Origin of the sequence: Mediannikoviicoccus vaginalis (genome assembly GCF_928097925.1) — a bacterium.
GTDB lineage: Bacteria > Bacillota > Clostridia > Tissierellales > Peptoniphilaceae > Mediannikoviicoccus > Mediannikoviicoccus vaginalis.
In genome coordinates this window covers 1,336,444-1,354,578 of the sequence record NZ_CAKMRI010000001.1, presented here as the reverse complement: position 1 = coordinate 1,354,578, position 18,135 = coordinate 1,336,444, and the positions used below count along the sequence as shown (strand labels likewise).

The following is an 18,135-nucleotide window of genomic DNA, read 5'->3' as shown; positions in this document are numbered from 1 at the left end:
ATAGCAGAGTAGTATTGAAAGGTAAAGATTATTTTTCATATTTTAATTCAACTAATACTAACTCCGGCTTGTTAAAAATTCTTATGGGAACTACAGAAGTCCCTATGCCCGATGAAACTATCATCATGCTATCTTTCTTTGTAAAGGCACCTTTGTCATAGGTTGGTAGTACACCTTGTTCTGGCACAAAAAGTGCACCAAGAAATGGAAGTCGAATTTGTCCACCATGGGTGTGTCCTGTAAAAATAAGGTCGTAACCTGTGTTTACATACTCATCAAATATCTCTGGCCTATGGGATAGGAGAATATTTAAATGACCATTAATTAACTTTTCCTTTAGTACATCTCTAATGGTCCATATGGTTGTAATACTGGTGTCGTCCACACCTACAATATTTATTAAAGAGTCGCCCCTTCTAATTATTTCAGACTGCTGTCTTAAAACTACAACTCCAAGCTCTGTACAGTCGTCAAGAAACTTATCTATTCCCTTAAGTCTTCCCTCGTGATTTCCTAAAACATAATAAATTTTAGTTACAGGTACAAGCTCCTTTATAACATTAAGTGCATATTTAAAGTCTGGGTTTCTAGAGTCAACAAAGTCTCCAGTTAGAAAAACCACATCTGGCCTCTGGGTTATTACAGACTTTATAAAAAAATCTCTTCTGTGAAATTTTTTATTGTGGAAGTCACTTATCTGAATTATTCTAAAGCCGTCAAATTCCTTTGGAACCTTTGGACTTTTAAACACCTTCTTATTTATGACAATATTAAAAAAATTGTACACATTGTATACGACAAATATTAATAAAATTACTGCTAAAAATATTTTAAATCGTCTTATCATTATTTTTCCTCTCAAGCTCTAATAAAAAATTTTTATTTTTTAATCCCTCTCTAAAACCTCCTACTTCGCCACTACTCTTAACAACCCTGTGGCATGGAATAACTATAAGTATTGGATTTTTATTTAGGGCATTACCAACGGCCCTATATGCTCTTGGAGAACCAATGGCCCTTGCAACTTCCCCATAACTAGTGGTATCTCCGTAACCTGTTTTATAAATACATTCATAGACTTTGTTTTGAAAATCTGTCCCATTTAATTTAATTGGAATATCAAACTCAGTTCTACCATTATTGAAGTACTCATTAAGCTCTTGAATAGTTTTTGAAATAACTTCGGTTTTTCTTCTTTCTCCAACTATTTTCTCAAAGGATATATCAGTTAAAAAGCCACTTTCTTCTCCAATGTAGAGACGCCCCATGGGGCTTTCAAATTCAAAAGTATTTTTCAACCTCTAAGCCCTTCAACTCTATTTACATTTATGGCAAAAGTTATTGCATTTTTCTTTCCACCACTGTTCATGTCTTTGTCAATGGCTTCAATAATGGCATCGGCCTTTGTATGTGGACTAATAATAAGTACAACTTCTTTTTCCGGCTCTACCACTAGTTCCAAAATAGGATTTCTCTTTTCATAACCAGATCCCTTTGCATTTAGTACAGTTGCGCCGATACTTCCCGCCCTTTCAGAAGCCAATATAACATTGTCACTATGTCCATGATCAACTATTGCAAATATTGCATCGTAAAGAAAACCTTCTTTTCTTCTATCTGTATCCATATCTTCTTCCTCAAATTTTTCTATGTCTATATCAAAGGCTATACCTCGTAAATCGTTACCAAGGCCTATATCATCAAGTAAAAAACTATAAATTTTATCTAAATTCTCGTTAGAAACTATAAATGACAGAATGTCCTTTTTAATATCGTAAAGCTTTAGCAAATAATGTAGTCCACTGGAAGATGTGCCAGTGCCTTCAAGTAAGAATACTTCTTTATAGAGGCTCTTGTCAATACTTTCCAGTATTTTTTTGCCATATTTGCTACCCACAATTATTGTAAGAATTTTGTTCATCACATTCCTCCACTAATAATACTTAACTACATTGTAACAATAAAGTACAATATTTTCCATATATTATTAAAGGCTTTTTTAGCTTATTTATAATTTGACTAAATTCCCACATAATGTTAAATTATAGGGGATTAGAGAGAAAATTTATTTATAGGAGAAAAAATGAAAATACTTCATATAATTGCTCAACTTCCTGCACGAACAGGCAGCGGAGTTTACTTTTCAAACTTAATAAGAGAATTTAAAAAGCATGGAGAAAACTATGCTATCTATGGATTTGATGAAAGCATAGGATACCCCTTTACAGAACTTAATGAAGAAAAATGCTATCCAGTACATTTTAAAACAGACAATCTAAACTTCCCAATAGTCGGAATGTCAGACGTTATGCCTTATGACAACACCAGGTATAAGGACATGACTGAAGAAATGGTTAAGAATTGGAAACGCGCTTTCCAAGAGCAAATACTAAAGGCCTTTGACGAGGTTAATCCCGATATAATCGTGTGTCACCACCTTTGGATGCTAACTTCACTGGTGCTAGATTTACTAGGAGATAGGGGCAAAAAAATTATTGGAATCTGTCACGGAACGGACATTAGACAATGCGTTCAAAACGAAAGAATGAAAGAAAAATACGTTCATAATCTAAATAGACTAGACCTTGCATTTGCTCTGTCAAAAAAACAGATTGATGAAATTGCACAAACTTATGGCATAGATAAAGAAAAAATTCATTACACCGGTGGCGGATACAACCAAGAACTATTTTACCGTGACGATGAATATAAATACGAAGAGCATAACAGCTTTATAAATGTGGTATTCGCAGGAAAGATTGACAACTCAAAGGGCGTCTATGAAATGATAGAAGCATTTAAGTCACTTAACTATGGCTGTGATGTAATATTAAATGTTATAGGTACACCAGTTGGAGAAAATGTAGATAGAATTCATAATGCAATAAAGGGAACAAAAAACATAAAACTTTTTAACGCAAAGCATCAAGCGGAACTGGCAGATATGTTTAGATACTCAGACATATTTATCCTACCATCATACTACGAAGGCCTTGGCCTAGTCGCCATAGAAGCATTGGCCTCAGGTTGCTTTATAGTATCATCAGATTTAAAACCACTTAAAGAAGTTCTGGGAGAAAAGGTAAATAACTCAAAGGCAATTGAGTTCTGTCCACTTCCAAAATTAAAAAATTTGGACACGCCAGTTGAAGAAGAGATACCAAACTATGTAAAAACTCTAGCCAAATCCATCGACATTCAGGTTCAAAGGGCAAAAAATGGCGAGAAGATTCCAGATGAAATCTTTAAAGAAGTTAAAGCCCACTCTTGGGAAAAAATAGCCGATAGAATGTTTGAGTTTATAAATAGCACAAGATAAAATAAAACTGTTGAAAGATATTTCTCTCAACAGTTTTTTTAGGAACAAAAGAAACTGTTGGGGGGGTATGAATAAACATACCACCTCAACAGTTTTTTAAATAAAAAAATTGCACTTACTCTACAAATCACCTAAAATAAAGTCACCACAACCAAATAAAGGAGGTAAAGTAAGTGCAAATAAATAATATCACAAAGCTTGTGGGAATAAAAGGTATAAAATTAGAAAAAGTAGAAGAAACAGAAGACAAGATAACAATAACAGGTAAATGTAAGAAAAGACCTAAAACATGTCCGTGCTGTGGATCAAAAAAGATAGAAATACATGACCATAGACATCAAAACATAAGAGATTTACCATATAGAGATAAACAAGTAGTATTAAAAATAGACGTACGAAGATTTAAATGTAGACAGTGCAATAAAAGATTTACAGAATCTAAACCATTCGTATCAAAACATTGCCAAATAACAACAAGACTCAAAAGAAGAGTATTAGAAGAATTTAAAAATAAAATATCCATCAAAGATATAGCTAAAAAATTTTACATTTCACCCAAAACAGTCTCAAATATAATAGATACCATAGAAATAAAAAGATTAAAACTAGGAGAAGTACTAAATATAGACGAATTCAAAGGCGACTCCGGAAGAGAGAAATACCAGACAATAATAGCAGATAGTCAAAATAAAAAGATATTAGACGTACTACCAACAAGGAAATTTGATTACCTAGATAAATACTTCAGTCAAATACCAAAAGAAGAAAAAGATAAAGTAAAAATCTTCGTAAGCGATATGTATAGACCATACAGAGATATAAAGAAAAAACACTTTCCAAACGCAAAACATCTAATAGACAGATATCACTTCATAAGACAGGTAACATGGGGATTTGAAAACACAAGAATAGCAGAATCAAAAAAGATGAAAAAACAAGAAAGAACACACTTTATGAGAAGTAAATCCCTACTGACAAAACCAATGATAAAACTACACGAAGATGAAAAAATAAAAGTATCAATAATGTTAGAAAGAAACGAAGAAATAAGAAAAGCATACCTAACAAAAGAAACCTTCTACAATTTAGTAATGAAGAGCGAAAACAAAGAGAAAGCTCAAAAAACATACAAGGTTGGATAGAATACCTGTTAAAAGACGGATCTATTAAGTGGAGAGCCTGTTCAACAGCCTTTAAGAACTGGATAGATCCAATATCCAATAGCTTTGACTACGAATTCACCAATGGATACGTAGAAGGAATGAACAACAAAATAAAAGTATTAAAGAGAATAACATTTGGAATGAAAAATTTCAAAAGATTTAGAAATAGGATATTAGCACTCGAATAATATACATAAATTGAATAAAAGAATTAGCTTTTAGGAAAAATAAGCCTAGAGGCTTATTAAGTGAACCTAAAAACAGTTAAAAAGTGACTATTTAGATAGGTCTTTTAAAAGTAAGTGAATAATGATGTATAAATAAGAGGAGATGCCAACTTTATAGGTTAGCATCCCCCAATGGATTCTTTAGAGCCTTTTTTTATTAAGAATTTCATAAATACTAAAAAGAGCAATGCGATTTCTCACATTGCTCAGTTTATTTTACTTTACATTAGCAATACTGCTGTCCCCACCTAGAATTATTGAATCTTTTATCTTGTTTTCTCTTAGATATTCTTTTACGGATACTGGTACGTTTTCTTTTTCTATTAGTACTATTGGTGCGTTTTCTTCATTTGATAGATGTGATGCTACTAGTGCATCTGCGTAGGTTCTTCCGTTTGCAAAGATTACTTTTTCTGGGTTTGGGTTAACTCTCTCTGCTAATTTTAATGCTGTTTCTGTTCTTGTTTTTCCTGCAATTCTATCTACTTTTAGTCCATCATTTTGTAGTTTTGAGATTATACCATTTGATACTTGTTGGTCCCCTCCTACGACTATCACATTTTTTATTCCCCATTCTTTAATGGCTTTTTCTGTAATGCTATTTAGTGAACTGTCTCCTGTTAGTAGAATTGGGATGTTCATCTTTGCTGCTAGGCTTCCTGCTGTTAATGCGTCTATGAAGTTGTAGCCGTTTGCAAGGATTACATCTGTCTTATTAGTAGAGTTTCTTCTAATTTGTTCTCCTAGTTTTACTGCTGTTTGGAATCTATTTTCTCCTGCAGTTCTTTCTACTTCTACTCCCATAGCTTCTATTTGTTTTACTACTTTTTCTGATACTACGGAGTCTCCTCCTGCTATTATTACTTTCTTTGGTTGTAGTCTATTTATTTCTGCTAATACTTCTTGAAGTATTGTATCTTTTTCTACAAATAGTGTTGGTCCCTTTGCTGCTATGGCAAGTGGTGATGAGGTAAGTGAGTCTATCATTTCGCTACTTGATGTTAGTACTATAGTGTCTGCTTGTTTGTATAGTCTCTTGCTTACTTCTACTGCTGTTAGTTGACGATTCTTTCCTGATATCCTTGTTGTGTTTATTTTTTCAAATACTTCTTTAAAGGTATCGGTGTTTTTGATTTCTTTGTCGTCTTGTTCAGTTACCTTGCCCGGTGTAGTAGTTCCCGGTCTACTTGGTTCTGTTGGTTTTGATGGTTCTGTTGGTTTTGATGGTTCTGTTGGATTACTTGGTTCTGTAGGAGTAGTTGGATCTGTTTCTTCAACCTTTTCGATTATTGCTTTATATACAGTATCTTCGGTTAATTTACCTTCGAACGCTGGTGTCCAACCTTTGAACTCGTAACCTTCTTTAACTTCTACCTTTGGTGCTTGTGCTTCTATTTCTGAAGCTTCTTTTCCTTTTTTGTATACAAATGTTATATAAATTCCACCATGTTCGTCTTTTACAAATTCTGCAACGTCTTTGTCTTTATCTTCAATTTCAAATGTTACTCTGATTTCTTCTTGTGGTTTTTCTGTTTCAGTTTTGCCCTTGTATACAAGTACCAATTCATTATTTGAATTTAGTAATTCTGGAACTGCTTTACCATCATAATAGAATTTATTATGTCCAAATGCATCTCTTCCCTTTACAAGTTCTTCAGTATCTTTAACTTTATAACCCATAAAGCTATCTTTGAATTCTCCATTTTCATCTACAAGTGGTAGTCCATAGAATAGAGTATTTGGAGGAAGATGTTTATATCCTTTTATAGCTCTTGGTTCAACAATATCTTTTCCATCTTCGTTTACATGCCTTACTGTTAAATCAATCACTTTTTCTTTTAAATCCAATGTCTTTGTAGCACCATCATAAAGAACTGTTCCTGTAACTTTGGTGTCTTTGTTAAAATTAACTCCATCTGGCGCAACTTCGTACTCAAAAGTAACTCCTTCAGGGAATCCTTCTTGTCCATCAGGCTTGTATCCATTAGGAAGGATTACTTCCATTAGCATATTATTGCCCTTACCAGACATTCCAAAGGTCTTTCCATCTTTAATGGCATCCATCATAGTCATCATAACTCTGTCTGATGAATCATAAACTGCGTCATGAATTGGTGACCAGTATACTCCATTAACGTCTTTTAATCTTACTTTTGACTTTGAAGCATCTAGATTAGTTCCATAAATCCAAACTAAAGTTTTCTTAGATCCTTGTCCAGTAGGTAGGTCTGTATGAGTAATATCAGCTCCGTCGCCTCCACCTTGTGTTCCATAAGATTGGATTTGGATAAAGTCTATCATCTTTTCGTTAGGATCTGCTCCCTCAGGCAATACAGCTATGACTGATTTTGTAAATCTTTCTTCAAGCGTTGCTGGAAGTGAAGCTGTGTATAGCTTTCCACCGTCTCTTGAAACTAAGATTGTATAGGTCTTAACCTTGTCTCCAGTGTTTGCAGGTGCAGTAAATGTTATTGTTTGTTTATTATCTGTGCCTGTAATTTTTAAATCATTTATAATATTATCTTCTCTATTTGAATCGTAAAAATTTTTCTTTTCCTTAGAGTTTTCTTGAATTTTTAGTTTCAAATTAGATTCATTGTTTTCATTTAACAGGTTATGTCCTGTAATCTCAATTACTACCTTTCCTCCCTCGCTATCTAATTGATATCCTTCAATAAACTTGAAGGAGTCAACAGAACAAGAGTTTTTAGTTATTGTATAATTTTTAAGCTCTCTATTTAAAGCTTGGCCATTAGAATATGATCTTTCAGCTATATTTAAAGCATAATTTATATTTTTATCTTTTAAAACAGGTTCTTTAAATTTAACTATGACTTGTGAACCATTGATTTCAACACTATCTTCTTCTGAAAGTTTAATAGTCTTACTTCCTGCCATTATAGTTATAGCTTCTTTTAGTTTTGAAGGAGCTGCTTCTTCAATTTCTGAGAAGAAATTAATAACTACAGTATCATCTCCTTTTGTGAAGGCTTCAGCAGGAATAATATGTTGAAGTCCATTTGTGTTTCCAGTTGCACTTTGTTTAAAGAAAACTTCTTTTACTGTATCATCTAACTTAACAACAATTTTAAATTCCTTTGATTCTTCAGATTCATTTATTGGAATTCTTACAGATTGAAGGTTGTCTGTTCCTTGAAATGCAGGTTTTTCTGTAGAATACTCTACATATTCTCCATTTACTTTTTCGTAAATTTCATATGTTTTTTCTTTTAAAAGAGTTAGGTCAGTTCCTTTAATGTTTAAAGACTGTTCTAACTTTGAACCTTCAGCTGCTTTTAAAGGAAGGTTTGGATATAGCACATGTACATCTTCTATAACTGCCTTCTTTTCTTGTGGAGCAGGTTTTACAGTTAGTGTAAATACTGGCGTATCTTGGAACTCTGTTTCTGAACCATTGGCGTTAAATTTAATGGTATATACTTCATTTGAGCCTGTCTTGTTTTCAGGAACGTCTAATTCTATATCCTTTCTAGCTCCGTTGTCTTTAGCAGTATATTTTAGATTTTGAACTTTTCCATCTTTAGTAATTTGTAGTTTAACATCATCAAGTAATACACCCTTTGAAGTAATAACACTTAATTTAGCTTTCTTGTCAGAAGATTCTATTTCAAGAGAATTTGGCTCTATTATATATACTTCACCATTCGCTTTTATAGTCGCCGCCTTTTGTGTGAACTTTTCAGTTCCAATAACTTTATTGTTATTATCTAAAATAGTTATTTCATAGTTCTTTGGAAGTTCGGTTTTATTTTCAGCTATATGAAGACTATACATAAAATTGTGGTCAGCCTTGTCACTTTCTTTAAATTCTCCATTTGGATTATCTAAAGTAGTTCCATTTAATTTAACTTCTGTCTTAAACTCATTTAAAGTATAGTCTTTAGTGTCAATATAGATAACAGCATTGTCACCCTTTGCTTCAATCTCGTTATTATATACTTTTAGAGTAGCTGACTTTTCTACAGGTGTGCTGCTTTTAGCAAGAACTGTTACTTTAAAAGGTATTTCTACAAAAGGATTGGCTGTGCCTTGAACAATTTTCCTAATGTTTATATCATATATTTCATCTGCTTCTGTTCTATTTTGTGGTAATGTAAGTTTACCTACGAACCTTGCTTTTCCAGTACTATCTTCACTATAAATAACCTTATGTGGAGTACGTTGATCTTCTTTTTTTATCAATGAACTTAAATTTGAAGTATCAAATCCATCCCCAGTTATATAAAATAGTACCTCTCCACCTTCAGAAGGTAACTTGTCGGTGCTCACCTTAACATCAAATTCTTTGCCTGTTTCCATTTCATTACTTCCTACAACAGTAAATTTTACAGTTTTAACATCTGTAGGATTATTTTTAGCGCTAAATTTGATTTCATATTCCCAGTCAGTTGCTGTTTTATTATCTTGTACATTTACTGTAAATGGAATTTGACTTTTAGGATCTGTTATATTGTCTAAAACAACTTCTAATTTTCCACTACCTTCTGTCTTGTTAACAACTTCTGTAGAAATGTTGGAAGTAATTAAATTTGTACCTAATAATCTACCATTAGCTTCTCTACTGTCTTCAGGTTTTATTCTTTCAAAGTCAAAATTTACTTCAAAAATAGTACTTTCTATTTTTGGTTCTTCTGGTTCTTCTGGTTTTTCAGATTCTTCTTTTTCTGGTAATACTGTAATAGCAAATCTATGTTTGTTTTCGTCTTTACCTTCAACATAAAAATCTACAAAATAAGTCCATGTTTTTGTAGTCTTGTTTTCTGGTATAGGAATTGATGCCATTAGAGCAGTGTCATCGACAAATGAGATAAGTCCAATTTCTGACATATCAATATCAGGAGCATCTTCTGTTCCCTTTGTTATCCCAAAGACAACATTGTCTTTAGTAAGACCTGAACCTTCTATAGTTGTTTTCGCTGTTCTTGGTAAAGTGTCTTTTTTAACCGTAAATTCACTTACTTTAAGTTTTGTAATTACTGACTCGCCAAGTGGTTTAACTTTGATTTCAATTGAGTTTTTAGTATCAAAGTAAGCATCAGATTTTTCTTTTACAAAAATATTGTAAATTATTTCATTATCTGTTTCGTTTTTAGGAATTTGAGACTTTATTTCTGCACCCTTTGCATAAGATCCCGCTTCGCTTATTCCAATATGATAATCAGGGTTAATTTCTTTCCCATCTTTAAAGAATTTAACAACAACATCTTCTTTTTTCACACCTTCTCTAGGGTAGTTGATGTTGATTGCTCCTCCAAGTGCAGACATAATATAATTTCCATTTTTGTCCGCCTTTGGCTCTTCTACTTTTATGTGGTAATCGCTTACCCCATCCTTTGGTGTTGGCATTTGCATTTCACTTGCTGTAGCTGTTGGCAAAGATTGTGCCAATGCTTTGGTAGCTGGAGCTACAGTTGTAAATATCATTACAAAAGCAAGAAATGCACTAAGTAATTTTTTCATATGCTCATCCTTTCTTTTATTTATGTCAACAATATTTTACCACTAATTTGCTATTATGTAAATTTATTAACTTCTGTAATCTTGTTGGCAGGTGGCTACTTATATTATTGTATTAAGATGTGAAAAGACAAAATATATGAAACTATGCTTGAAGTTTTCAAAATAATCTAGTATAAAATTCCATATAAAAAAGGGAGGCCGCTGCCTCCCTCTTTGATTAATCATCTTATTTCTTTTTTACTGCGTTGATTATTGCTAATAGTATTACTGCACCTACAACGGATATTAGTATACTATAGATATTAATACCATCTGGTTTTCCAAGGCTAAAGAACTTACTTGCAATTCCTCCTCCTAGTAAACCACCGATAATACCTACTATTATATTAGCAAAACCTCCCATTTGTTCGTTCTTGCCCATTATCATACTTGCAATCCATCCTGCAAGGGCTCCAACTATAATCCAAGATAAAAATCCCATAATGCCTCCTTAAAAATTAAAAATTTGAGAATCAATCTCTGATATAATATATATATCCTTTTTTGAGATCTTTAAACACTTACATAGAATCTGCTTCTGAATAGATACCGTCATATTCTAAATTTTTTTCTTGCATTATGTTTTTTACTTCTTCTAACTCACTGGAGTCTATGAAGGCACAGTTGCCGCATGAACTGCTAAGTTTTCGTGGAACGGGCCTAAGTTCTACTTTTAAATTATTTGCTTTTAATTCTCTTTCGAATCTCAGTGCTTCGCTTATTGTGTGAAATGTTACAATATGGTTCATTATTTGTTTGCCACTATTTTTATGTCTGTGCCTTCTTCTGTGATTTGAACCTTGAAGCCTTCTGATTCTAAAAATCTGTTAATATTTTCTTTTGCTATATTTGTGTCAACTAAAATCTCTAAGGATTTTTCCCCTGCTTTAACTGCCATTTGTGTTTGGATAACAGGTTCTGGACATGAAAGTCCTCTAACGTCTATATTTTTCATTATTTCTCCTTTGCAAATTTTGTTGTCATTGCGGACATTATAAGCATAATAACTATTATTATGATTGTAGCTATCTTTCCATTTGGTGTAGCTCCTTCTGGGCTTGATGCAAGTCCAAAGTTATGAGCCACTGCAGCTCCTACTAAAAGACCGAATACTGTAACTGCTGCGTCACTGTCTCCTTCTGATGAAAGGATGGTTTGTCTAATTGGACAACCACCTAGTAGTACTGCGCCAAGTCCAACTATAACCATTCCTAAGAAGTTCCATAGTCCATCTGAGTGAGCTACTGGTTGTTCAGCAAAGCCTATGTGTAGATGACCTTTTGTAAGGATAAGGTTTCCTATTAGTGCTGCTAAAAATATTCCAATAATTCCCCATAGATAGTGTTTGTCTTTTATTAGGAATAAATCTCTAAATGCTCCACCTGTACAAAGTCTTGTTCTTTGTAAGATTACTCCAACTACTAGTCCACCTACTAATGATGCTATCATTGGTGCATGCATTGAGCCTGGTCCCTTTTCTGAGAAGAATATGAATGCAGGTTTAACTAGTAAGAAGATTAATAACATTATGGCAAATGCTGGCATGATTAATCCTGCTACTTTAGATTCTCTGTAGTTTCTTCCTAGTGAGTAACCATTTTTTAAGAATTGAATACCAATTATAATTCCTACTAAAAATCCTACAAGTCCAACTATTGCGTTTAGGTCTCCGCCACCAAGTCTAAATAACATTCTAAGAGGACATCCTAAGAATACTAACGCTCCTATGGACATAAACACGCCATATAAAAATCTTATTAGTGTGTTTGATCCGCCTCTTACTCTAAAGTCTTTAAAGATAAAGCTTGAAAGGGTACCTCCAAGTATTAGACCGATTATTTCTGGTCTTATATATTGAACCACTTCTGCTCTATGTAGACCAATTCCTCCAGCGATGTCTCTCCAGAAACATGCTATACAAAAGCCCATGTTGCCAGGGTTTCCTAGATGCATTAAAATAATTCCAATTGCACCAATAAGAAGTCCTCCTATAAATACTTTACTGTCTTCTTTTTTCATTTTTACGCTCCTTTCCTTTTATTTTAAAGATGATTAATCCTTGGTCTTATTGTATCATAGTAAATAAAAATAAAAAAGCAAAATAATAAATAAGCATACTATTTTGGTATTATAAATAAAAGGATGCACCCCTAAAGATACATCCTCTATGATTTATTTTTTTCTCTTTATAACTTTCCACGCCTCTCCAATTACAAAAGGAAGTAGTGAGAAAGGTATTATAAGAACCCAATCTCTTAGTCCTAGTGGAAATGTTTCAAACAGGTCATTAAGTCCTGGAATATATACTACTATAAGTGTTAGAAGCAGTGATACTCCAACTCCTTGAAGAAGTCTCTTGTTTGAAGCAGGTCCAAGTTCCCATAGTGTGTAGTCTGTTGATCTTACTGAGAATGAACGTAGAAGTTCGCATAGTATAAGTGTTGTAAAGGCTATGGAACGTGGTTCTCTAAGTTCAACAGGGTTTAGTGTTCCCGCTGCGTGAAGTTCTTGCCATCCTGCCGGTGCGTAGTTCTTAAGTGCAAGGAAGTAGGATGCAAGTACGGCAACTGTAATTGCCAGTGACTGTAGAACTATTGAAACTGTAAGTTGTTTATCAATAATCGGTTCATTTGGATCTCTTGGTTCTTTTTCCATTATATCTTTTTCACCATGTTCAACTCCAAGTGCCAATGCAGGGAATGAGTCTGTTACAAGGTTTAGCCATAGTAATTGGATTGGCACAAGTGGTACTGGCCAGTTAAATATAATGGCTAAGAATATTACAAGTATTTCTCCTACGTTACAGCTTAATAGGAAGCAAACGAATTTTTTAATATTTGAGTATATTATTCTTCCTTCTTCAACTGCGTGAACTATGGTTGCAAAGTTGTCGTCTGTTAAGATTACTTCTGCGGTGTTCTTTGTTACATCGGTACCTGTAATACCCATGGCAACACCGATGTCCGCCTTTTTAATTGCAGGAGCGTCGTTAACACCGTCTCCTGTCATGGCTGTTATCTCTCCATTTTGTTTTAAAGCACTTACAATTTGTACTTTATTTTCTGGAGAAACTCTTGCAAATACTCTCTTTGTCTTAACAACTTCTCTAATTTCTTCTTCGCTCATGTTGTTAAGTTCTTTTCCCATGATGGCTTGTGAGTCATCTTCTGCAATTCCAAGTTCCTTTGCAATTGCAAGGGCTGTTTCAAGGTAGTCCCCTGTAATCATAACTGGAACTATTCCCGCTGATTTACATTCTTTTATTGCTACCTTAACTTCTGGTCTTGCAGGGTCAATCATTCCCGCAAGTCCTACAAAGATTAAATCTTTTTCTATATTTTCAGATGTTATTTCACTTGGAAGACTGTCGTGAATTCTAAATGCAAATGAAAGAACTCTTAAAGCTTGTCTTGCAAATTCTGTATTCTTATCTAGGATATTCTTTCTCATATCCTCTGTAAGTTCTTCGATTTTTCCATTTATTAAAATCTTTGTACATCTGTCAATTACAATGTCAGGTGCTCCCTTTGTAAATGAAACTACCTTTTCAGGGATAAATCTATTGTGGAAAGTTGTCATCATCTTTCTTCCTGAATCAAATGGAATTTCTGCAATTCTTTCGTAGTCTTCGTTTGCCATTTCCTTTGTGATTCCAAGTTTGCCCGCCAATGTTAGTAATGACCCTTCCGTTGGGTCACCAATCATTTCGTAACCATCAGCGTGCTTTTTAAGCTTAGCGTCGTTTGTTAATGCGCAGATATTTAGGAAGGTATATAATGATCCTTCGTTTTCAACGCCAATTTTATTTTCTCCTACGAAAAATTCTCCTTCTGGAGCATATCCCGTACCGGTTATATTTATCTCTTCATTGTCCACAAGTGCCTTAACAACTGTCATTTCGTTTTGAGTAAGGGTTCCTGTCTTATCTGAACAAATAAATGTTGTTGTACCAAGGGTTTCTACTGCAAGTAGTTTTTTAACTATGGCATGTCTGTCCGCCATTCTGCTCATACCAAGGGATAGAACTATTGTAACTATGGCAGGAAGTCCTTCTGGTATGGCCGCAACTGCAAGGGACACTGAAGTAAGTACCATGTTTAAAAATTCGTGTCCATAAATAACTCCAACTACTAAAACTACGATACAAACTCCCACTGTAAGTATTCCTAGTACCTTTGAAAGCTGTGCAAGTTTTCTTTGTAAAGGTGTTTGTTCATCTTCTGTTGTTGCAAGTTTTGTTGCAATTTTACCTATTTCTGTATGTTCTCCAGTTTCAACTACAATTCCCTTACCTCTACCATATGAAACTATTGTAGAGCTATATGCCATATTTGCAGTGTCTCCCAGTCCCATATCTTGGTCGTAAGTAAGATCTGCATTTTTTTCAACCGGAACAGATTCTCCTGTTAAAGACGCTTCTTCAATCTTTAAATTAACTGAATCCACAAGTCTTAGGTCTGCTGGAACAATATCTCCAGTTTCAAGTTCAACCAAGTCTCCAGGAACTAGTTCTTCTGATGAGATGTGTTTTAATTCTCCATCCCTATAGACCTTGGCTGAGGGCGATGCCATCTTCTTTAAAGCTGCAATGGCCTCTTCCGCCTTTCCCTCTTGATAAATACTAAGTGCAGCGTTTAAAATTACGATTGCAATAATTATAACTGCGTCTGACCACTCAGATACAACTGCGGAAAGAATTGCTGCTATAAATAGTATTATAATCATGGGATCTAAAAATTGTTCTTTTAGTTTTTCTCCAAGTCCCTTCTTTTCTCCTTCCTTTAGCGCATTTGGTCCATGCTCTTGTAGAAGTGATTGGGCTTTGGAGGAAGTTAAACCAGATTTTCTATTGGTATCGAGTTTATTTTCGATTTCATCTGGTTTTTGATTATACCAATTCATTTTTTACCTCCTGTTATCTTATAAAAATAGACCCTTGCCTTATAATAAAGCAAAGGTCTTGCTACCTCTAGGGTGTTCAGCCGGGATAAATCCGTATTGACGACTTGAACGTTATAGCTACTCCCCTTTTTAACTATTATATATTATCGGACAGTTTCAATCAATTTATAAATTCATCTTGCTTTCTAATATACAGTTCATTCTTACCCCTTCTTGTAATCAAAATAACCGCAGGCAATACTAAAATTAAAGATACAATTACTGTTGCGGAATAAACATCTTCAAAAAATGGCCCTTCTGGAAGGGAGTTAGTCAAGTTATTTAAAATATGCATATATATTGGGTACTTAATTTTATTTGTACGAAGGTACACAACTCCTAAAAATATTCCAAATATGGCAGTGTATACAATTTGCACTGGGTCTCTATGCCATAGTCCAAAGAATATTCCCTGAAGCACAACTGCGGTAATTTTTCCAAAGGGCTTCTTTAAAATATTTATTAAAATTCCTCTAAAAATCAATTCTTCAATAATCGGTCCTAGCACCACCACCGATAAAAGTATCCATATATAGTTGGTGTTAAGCATTTCATCCCAGCTATCTCCAAACTCTTCAAACATGTCATTTACATTTGGACTTATCTCTGCCAACTGTCCAAGTATCATCATCCATATTGTGGAAATCCCACCACATCCTAAAGCCATAATAGTTGCTTTTAATATGGATATTTTCCCCGTCAAATAATCTTTGTCTATTTTATATTTGTAGATGTAGATATATATGGGCAGGATTAAAATACAGCTGATGCTATCCAGTAATATATATTTATTTTCTATTAAGCTATCATAATTAAAATTTAAGTAATTTGCAGAAACTTCTACTATGCTAAAAAATAGCATAAAGAATAGGTCATAGAAAGCTACAGCAAAAAACGAAAGCAGTAATGCTTTTGATTTAGTTATCTTCATTTAAAAATTCCTCTACAATATTTAAATATATAGCTACAGGTAAGTAAAGTAGCTCTTCGTCCATATCAAACTTGCTGTTGTGGTGTGGAGTAGGACAATGCCCACATTTAGGATTTGATAAAAAGAAATAACTTCCTGGAATATCATGCAAATAAAATGCCATATCATCGGAAGACATTACGGGATTTTTTAGTATTTTGATATTGTCAGCGGAGATAATTTTTTCCGTGGATTTAATTAAAAACTTCGTAAACTCTTCGTCGTTCATAAGAGCGGGGTATTTAAAGTCATATTGGTACTCCACATCTGCACCGAAGCAATTTGCAATTGCCTTTGACACTTCTCCAATCCTTCTATACATAAGTTGTCGCACCTGTTCTGAAGTACTTCTACAAGTTCCTTCAATCTCCACAACGTTAGGCAATACATTTTGGTTTATACCTCCATTTATCCTAGTAACCGAAATTATGGCAGGTTCTGTGGCAGAAACCTCCCTGGAAGGTATCTTGTTTAAGGACTGAACTATTTCGCAGGCTATGTTTATGCAGTCCACTGTGTTTTCAGGGCTTGCTCCATGGCCTCCCTTGCCAAGAACTCTAATTAAAAATCTATCCATTGAAGACATTAATGGTCCTACTTTAAAACCGACACATCCCTTTGGAAGATCTTTGTGTAAATTTCCAGCGTGCATTCCAATTATAGAGTCTACATCTTTTAAAACTCCTCTTTCAATTAGAAGCTTTGCTCCTCCAGGATATTCCTCTCCAGCTTGAAATATTAGTTTAACTCTGCCATTAAAATTATTTCTCTCTTTTAAAAGCTTTGCAGTTCCAAGTAACACCGCCATATGACCGTCATGGCCACAGGCATGCATATTTTTATTTATGGATGCAAAGGGTAGATTTGTCTCTTCTACTATTGGAAGGCCATCCATATCACATCTTATTGCTAGTGTTTTGCCTTTTTTCCTTCCTTCTATAACTGCAACCACCGAAGATATATCTTTATAAACTTCATAATTTATTCCAAGCTCATCCAGTTCATCCGTTATATATTTTAAAGTATTTGGCAAATCTAAATGTAGTTCAGGAATTTTGTGAAGCTCTCTCCTGTGTTTAATAATATATTCTTCCACGCCCTTTGCAAGGCGTAACATTTCATTTTCCATAATTTCTCCTTAACATTTCCTAACATAATTGTATCATCTTATTAAAAACGGGTATATAATATATTGGCAAATTAAGATAATGCTTAATTTACATTAAAATAATTAGTATTCATTATAACATTAGGGGGTTAATATGAACGCAAAAAGAATTTTAGATGGCCTTATGGGTAAATCAAACAGAGTTTTAAATAATAAGCATAGATTTTTTGATGTTTTCACAAGATCCATGTCAAAAGCTGACGGAGTTAATGAATTTAATGAAATAAAATCAGATTTAGGAACTGTTTTTAGTTTAGTAAGCGACTACTTACATGGAAATTATAAAAAAGTTTCAAAGACTTCCCTACTTTTAATAATCTGTTCACTACTATATCTTTTAAATCCAATGGATGTAATTCCAGACTTTTTAATAGGCATTGGATTTTTAGATGATTTAGCTGTATTTACCTATATGATAAAGAAAATAAGGAAAGAACTAGATAAATATCGTAAATGGAAAAATGAAAATGTAAGTGAAAACGAATAATTTTTAAGGCTCGTCCATGGGATGAGTCTTTTTCTTTATTTTTCTAAAGTAGTATATTATAATTACATTGGGAGGGCATGATGAAAAAAATTCTTAATATAATACTTATTGTCGCAACTGTAACCTACTTGGTTCTATTCTTTTTAAAAGTTCCCGTTAGTCAAAATATTTTTATGGGGCTACTTGCAGTTGTGCTTATAATAAATGGTTTTCTAGATTACAAAGAATATAGAGAAAGCGGCTCAAAGAAAGATTTAGTAGTTCCTATTGGAAATTTTATCTTATTTTTACTTTGTGCACTTTTAATAATTAAACGTATGATTTAAAAATTGGCCTACCT

14 protein-coding genes and 1 pseudogene are annotated in these 18,135 nt (G+C 33.6%); 4 read left to right on the top strand and 11 right to left on the bottom strand.

The window, feature by feature from the left end; genetic code table 11:
- Positions 1 to 28: 28 nt before the first annotated feature.
- From L6651_RS06250 to L6651_RS06240, 3 genes are read right to left on the bottom strand one after another with little or no spacing between them, the layout of a single operon-like run.
- Positions 29 to 847: a metallophosphoesterase gene (locus L6651_RS06250; protein WP_237037109.1), complete on the bottom strand. Its 819-nt coding sequence runs from the start codon at positions 845 to 847 to the stop codon at positions 29 to 31.
- Positions 831 to 1,298: a methylated-DNA--[protein]-cysteine S-methyltransferase gene (locus L6651_RS06245; RefSeq protein WP_237037108.1), complete on the bottom strand. Its 468-nt coding sequence runs from the start codon at positions 1,296 to 1,298 to the stop codon at positions 831 to 833. The genes L6651_RS06250 and L6651_RS06245 overlap by 17 nt, the downstream gene beginning before the upstream one ends.
- Positions 1,295 to 1,921, bottom strand: coding sequence for a P-II family nitrogen regulator (locus tag L6651_RS06240; RefSeq protein WP_237037107.1), 627 nt, complete (start codon positions 1,919 to 1,921; stop codon positions 1,295 to 1,297). Before L6651_RS06240 ends, L6651_RS06245 begins: the two co-directional genes overlap by 4 nt.
- 162 nt (positions 1,922 to 2,083) lie before the next feature.
- Here L6651_RS06240 and L6651_RS06235 point away from each other — a divergent pair, with 162 nt between their 5' ends.
- Both L6651_RS06235 and L6651_RS06230 read left to right on the top strand, forming a co-directional pair.
- Entirely contained in the window at positions 2,084 to 3,319 is a 1,236-nt protein-coding gene (locus tag L6651_RS06235) for a glycosyltransferase family 4 protein (protein WP_237037106.1), read from the top strand.
- Between the two features lie 173 nt (positions 3,320 to 3,492).
- A pseudogene (locus tag L6651_RS06230) lies at positions 3,493 to 4,670 on the top strand (ISL3 family transposase).
- A gap of 255 nt (positions 4,671 to 4,925) precedes the next feature.
- On the opposite strand, the gene L6651_RS06220 reads toward L6651_RS06230, so the two are convergent.
- The 8 genes from L6651_RS06220 to L6651_RS06185 all read right to left on the bottom strand — a co-directional run bounded on the left by L6651_RS06220 (position 4,926) and on the right by L6651_RS06185 (position 17,269).
- Entirely contained in the window at positions 4,926 to 10,190 is a 5,265-nt protein-coding gene (locus L6651_RS06220; RefSeq protein WP_237037104.1) for a cell wall-binding repeat-containing protein, read from the bottom strand.
- Between the two features lie 226 nt (positions 10,191 to 10,416).
- Positions 10,417 to 10,671 (bottom strand): GlsB/YeaQ/YmgE family stress response membrane protein, encoded by a 255-nt coding sequence (locus L6651_RS06215; protein ID WP_237037103.1) that lies wholly within the window; start codon positions 10,669 to 10,671, stop codon positions 10,417 to 10,419.
- Between the two features lie 79 nt (positions 10,672 to 10,750).
- Positions 10,751 to 10,978, bottom strand: a complete 228-nt coding sequence (locus tag L6651_RS06210; protein WP_237037102.1) for a putative Se/S carrier protein — start codon at positions 10,976 to 10,978, stop codon at positions 10,751 to 10,753.
- On the bottom strand, positions 10,978 to 11,184 hold the full coding sequence (locus tag L6651_RS06205) for a sulfurtransferase TusA family protein (RefSeq protein WP_237037101.1): 207 nt from the start codon (positions 11,182 to 11,184) through the stop codon (positions 10,978 to 10,980). Before L6651_RS06205 ends, L6651_RS06210 begins: the two co-directional genes overlap by 1 nt.
- Positions 11,184 to 12,248, bottom strand: a complete 1,065-nt coding sequence (yedE, locus tag L6651_RS06200) for a YedE family putative selenium transporter (protein ID WP_237037100.1) — start codon at positions 12,246 to 12,248, stop codon at positions 11,184 to 11,186. The genes L6651_RS06205 and yedE overlap by 1 nt, the downstream gene beginning before the upstream one ends.
- A 153-nt stretch (positions 12,249 to 12,401) precedes the next feature.
- Positions 12,402 to 15,131: a cation-translocating P-type ATPase gene (locus tag L6651_RS06195; RefSeq protein WP_237037099.1), complete on the bottom strand. Its 2,730-nt coding sequence runs from the start codon at positions 15,129 to 15,131 to the stop codon at positions 12,402 to 12,404.
- A 160-nt stretch (positions 15,132 to 15,291) separates the two neighbouring features.
- Positions 15,292 to 16,101 carry a CPBP family intramembrane glutamic endopeptidase gene (locus tag L6651_RS06190; RefSeq protein WP_237037098.1) on the bottom strand — a complete coding sequence of 270 codons (810 nt, stop codon included), beginning with the start codon at positions 16,099 to 16,101 and terminating at the stop codon, positions 15,292 to 15,294.
- Entirely contained in the window at positions 16,088 to 17,269 is a 1,182-nt protein-coding gene (locus L6651_RS06185) for a M20 metallopeptidase family protein (protein WP_237037097.1), read from the bottom strand. The genes L6651_RS06190 and L6651_RS06185 overlap by 14 nt, the downstream gene beginning before the upstream one ends.
- 133 nt (positions 17,270 to 17,402) lie before the next feature.
- Here L6651_RS06185 and L6651_RS06180 point away from each other — a divergent pair, with 133 nt between their 5' ends.
- Positions 17,403 to 17,795, top strand: coding sequence for a YkvA family protein (locus L6651_RS06180; RefSeq protein ID WP_237037096.1), 393 nt, complete (start codon positions 17,403 to 17,405; stop codon positions 17,793 to 17,795).
- A gap of 80 nt (positions 17,796 to 17,875) precedes the next feature.
- The gene (locus tag L6651_RS06175) at positions 17,876 to 18,121 is read left to right on the top strand and encodes a hypothetical protein (protein WP_237037095.1); all 246 of its coding nucleotides are present in this window, start codon (positions 17,876 to 17,878) and stop codon (positions 18,119 to 18,121) included.
- Positions 18,122 to 18,135: the final 14 nt, after the last annotated feature.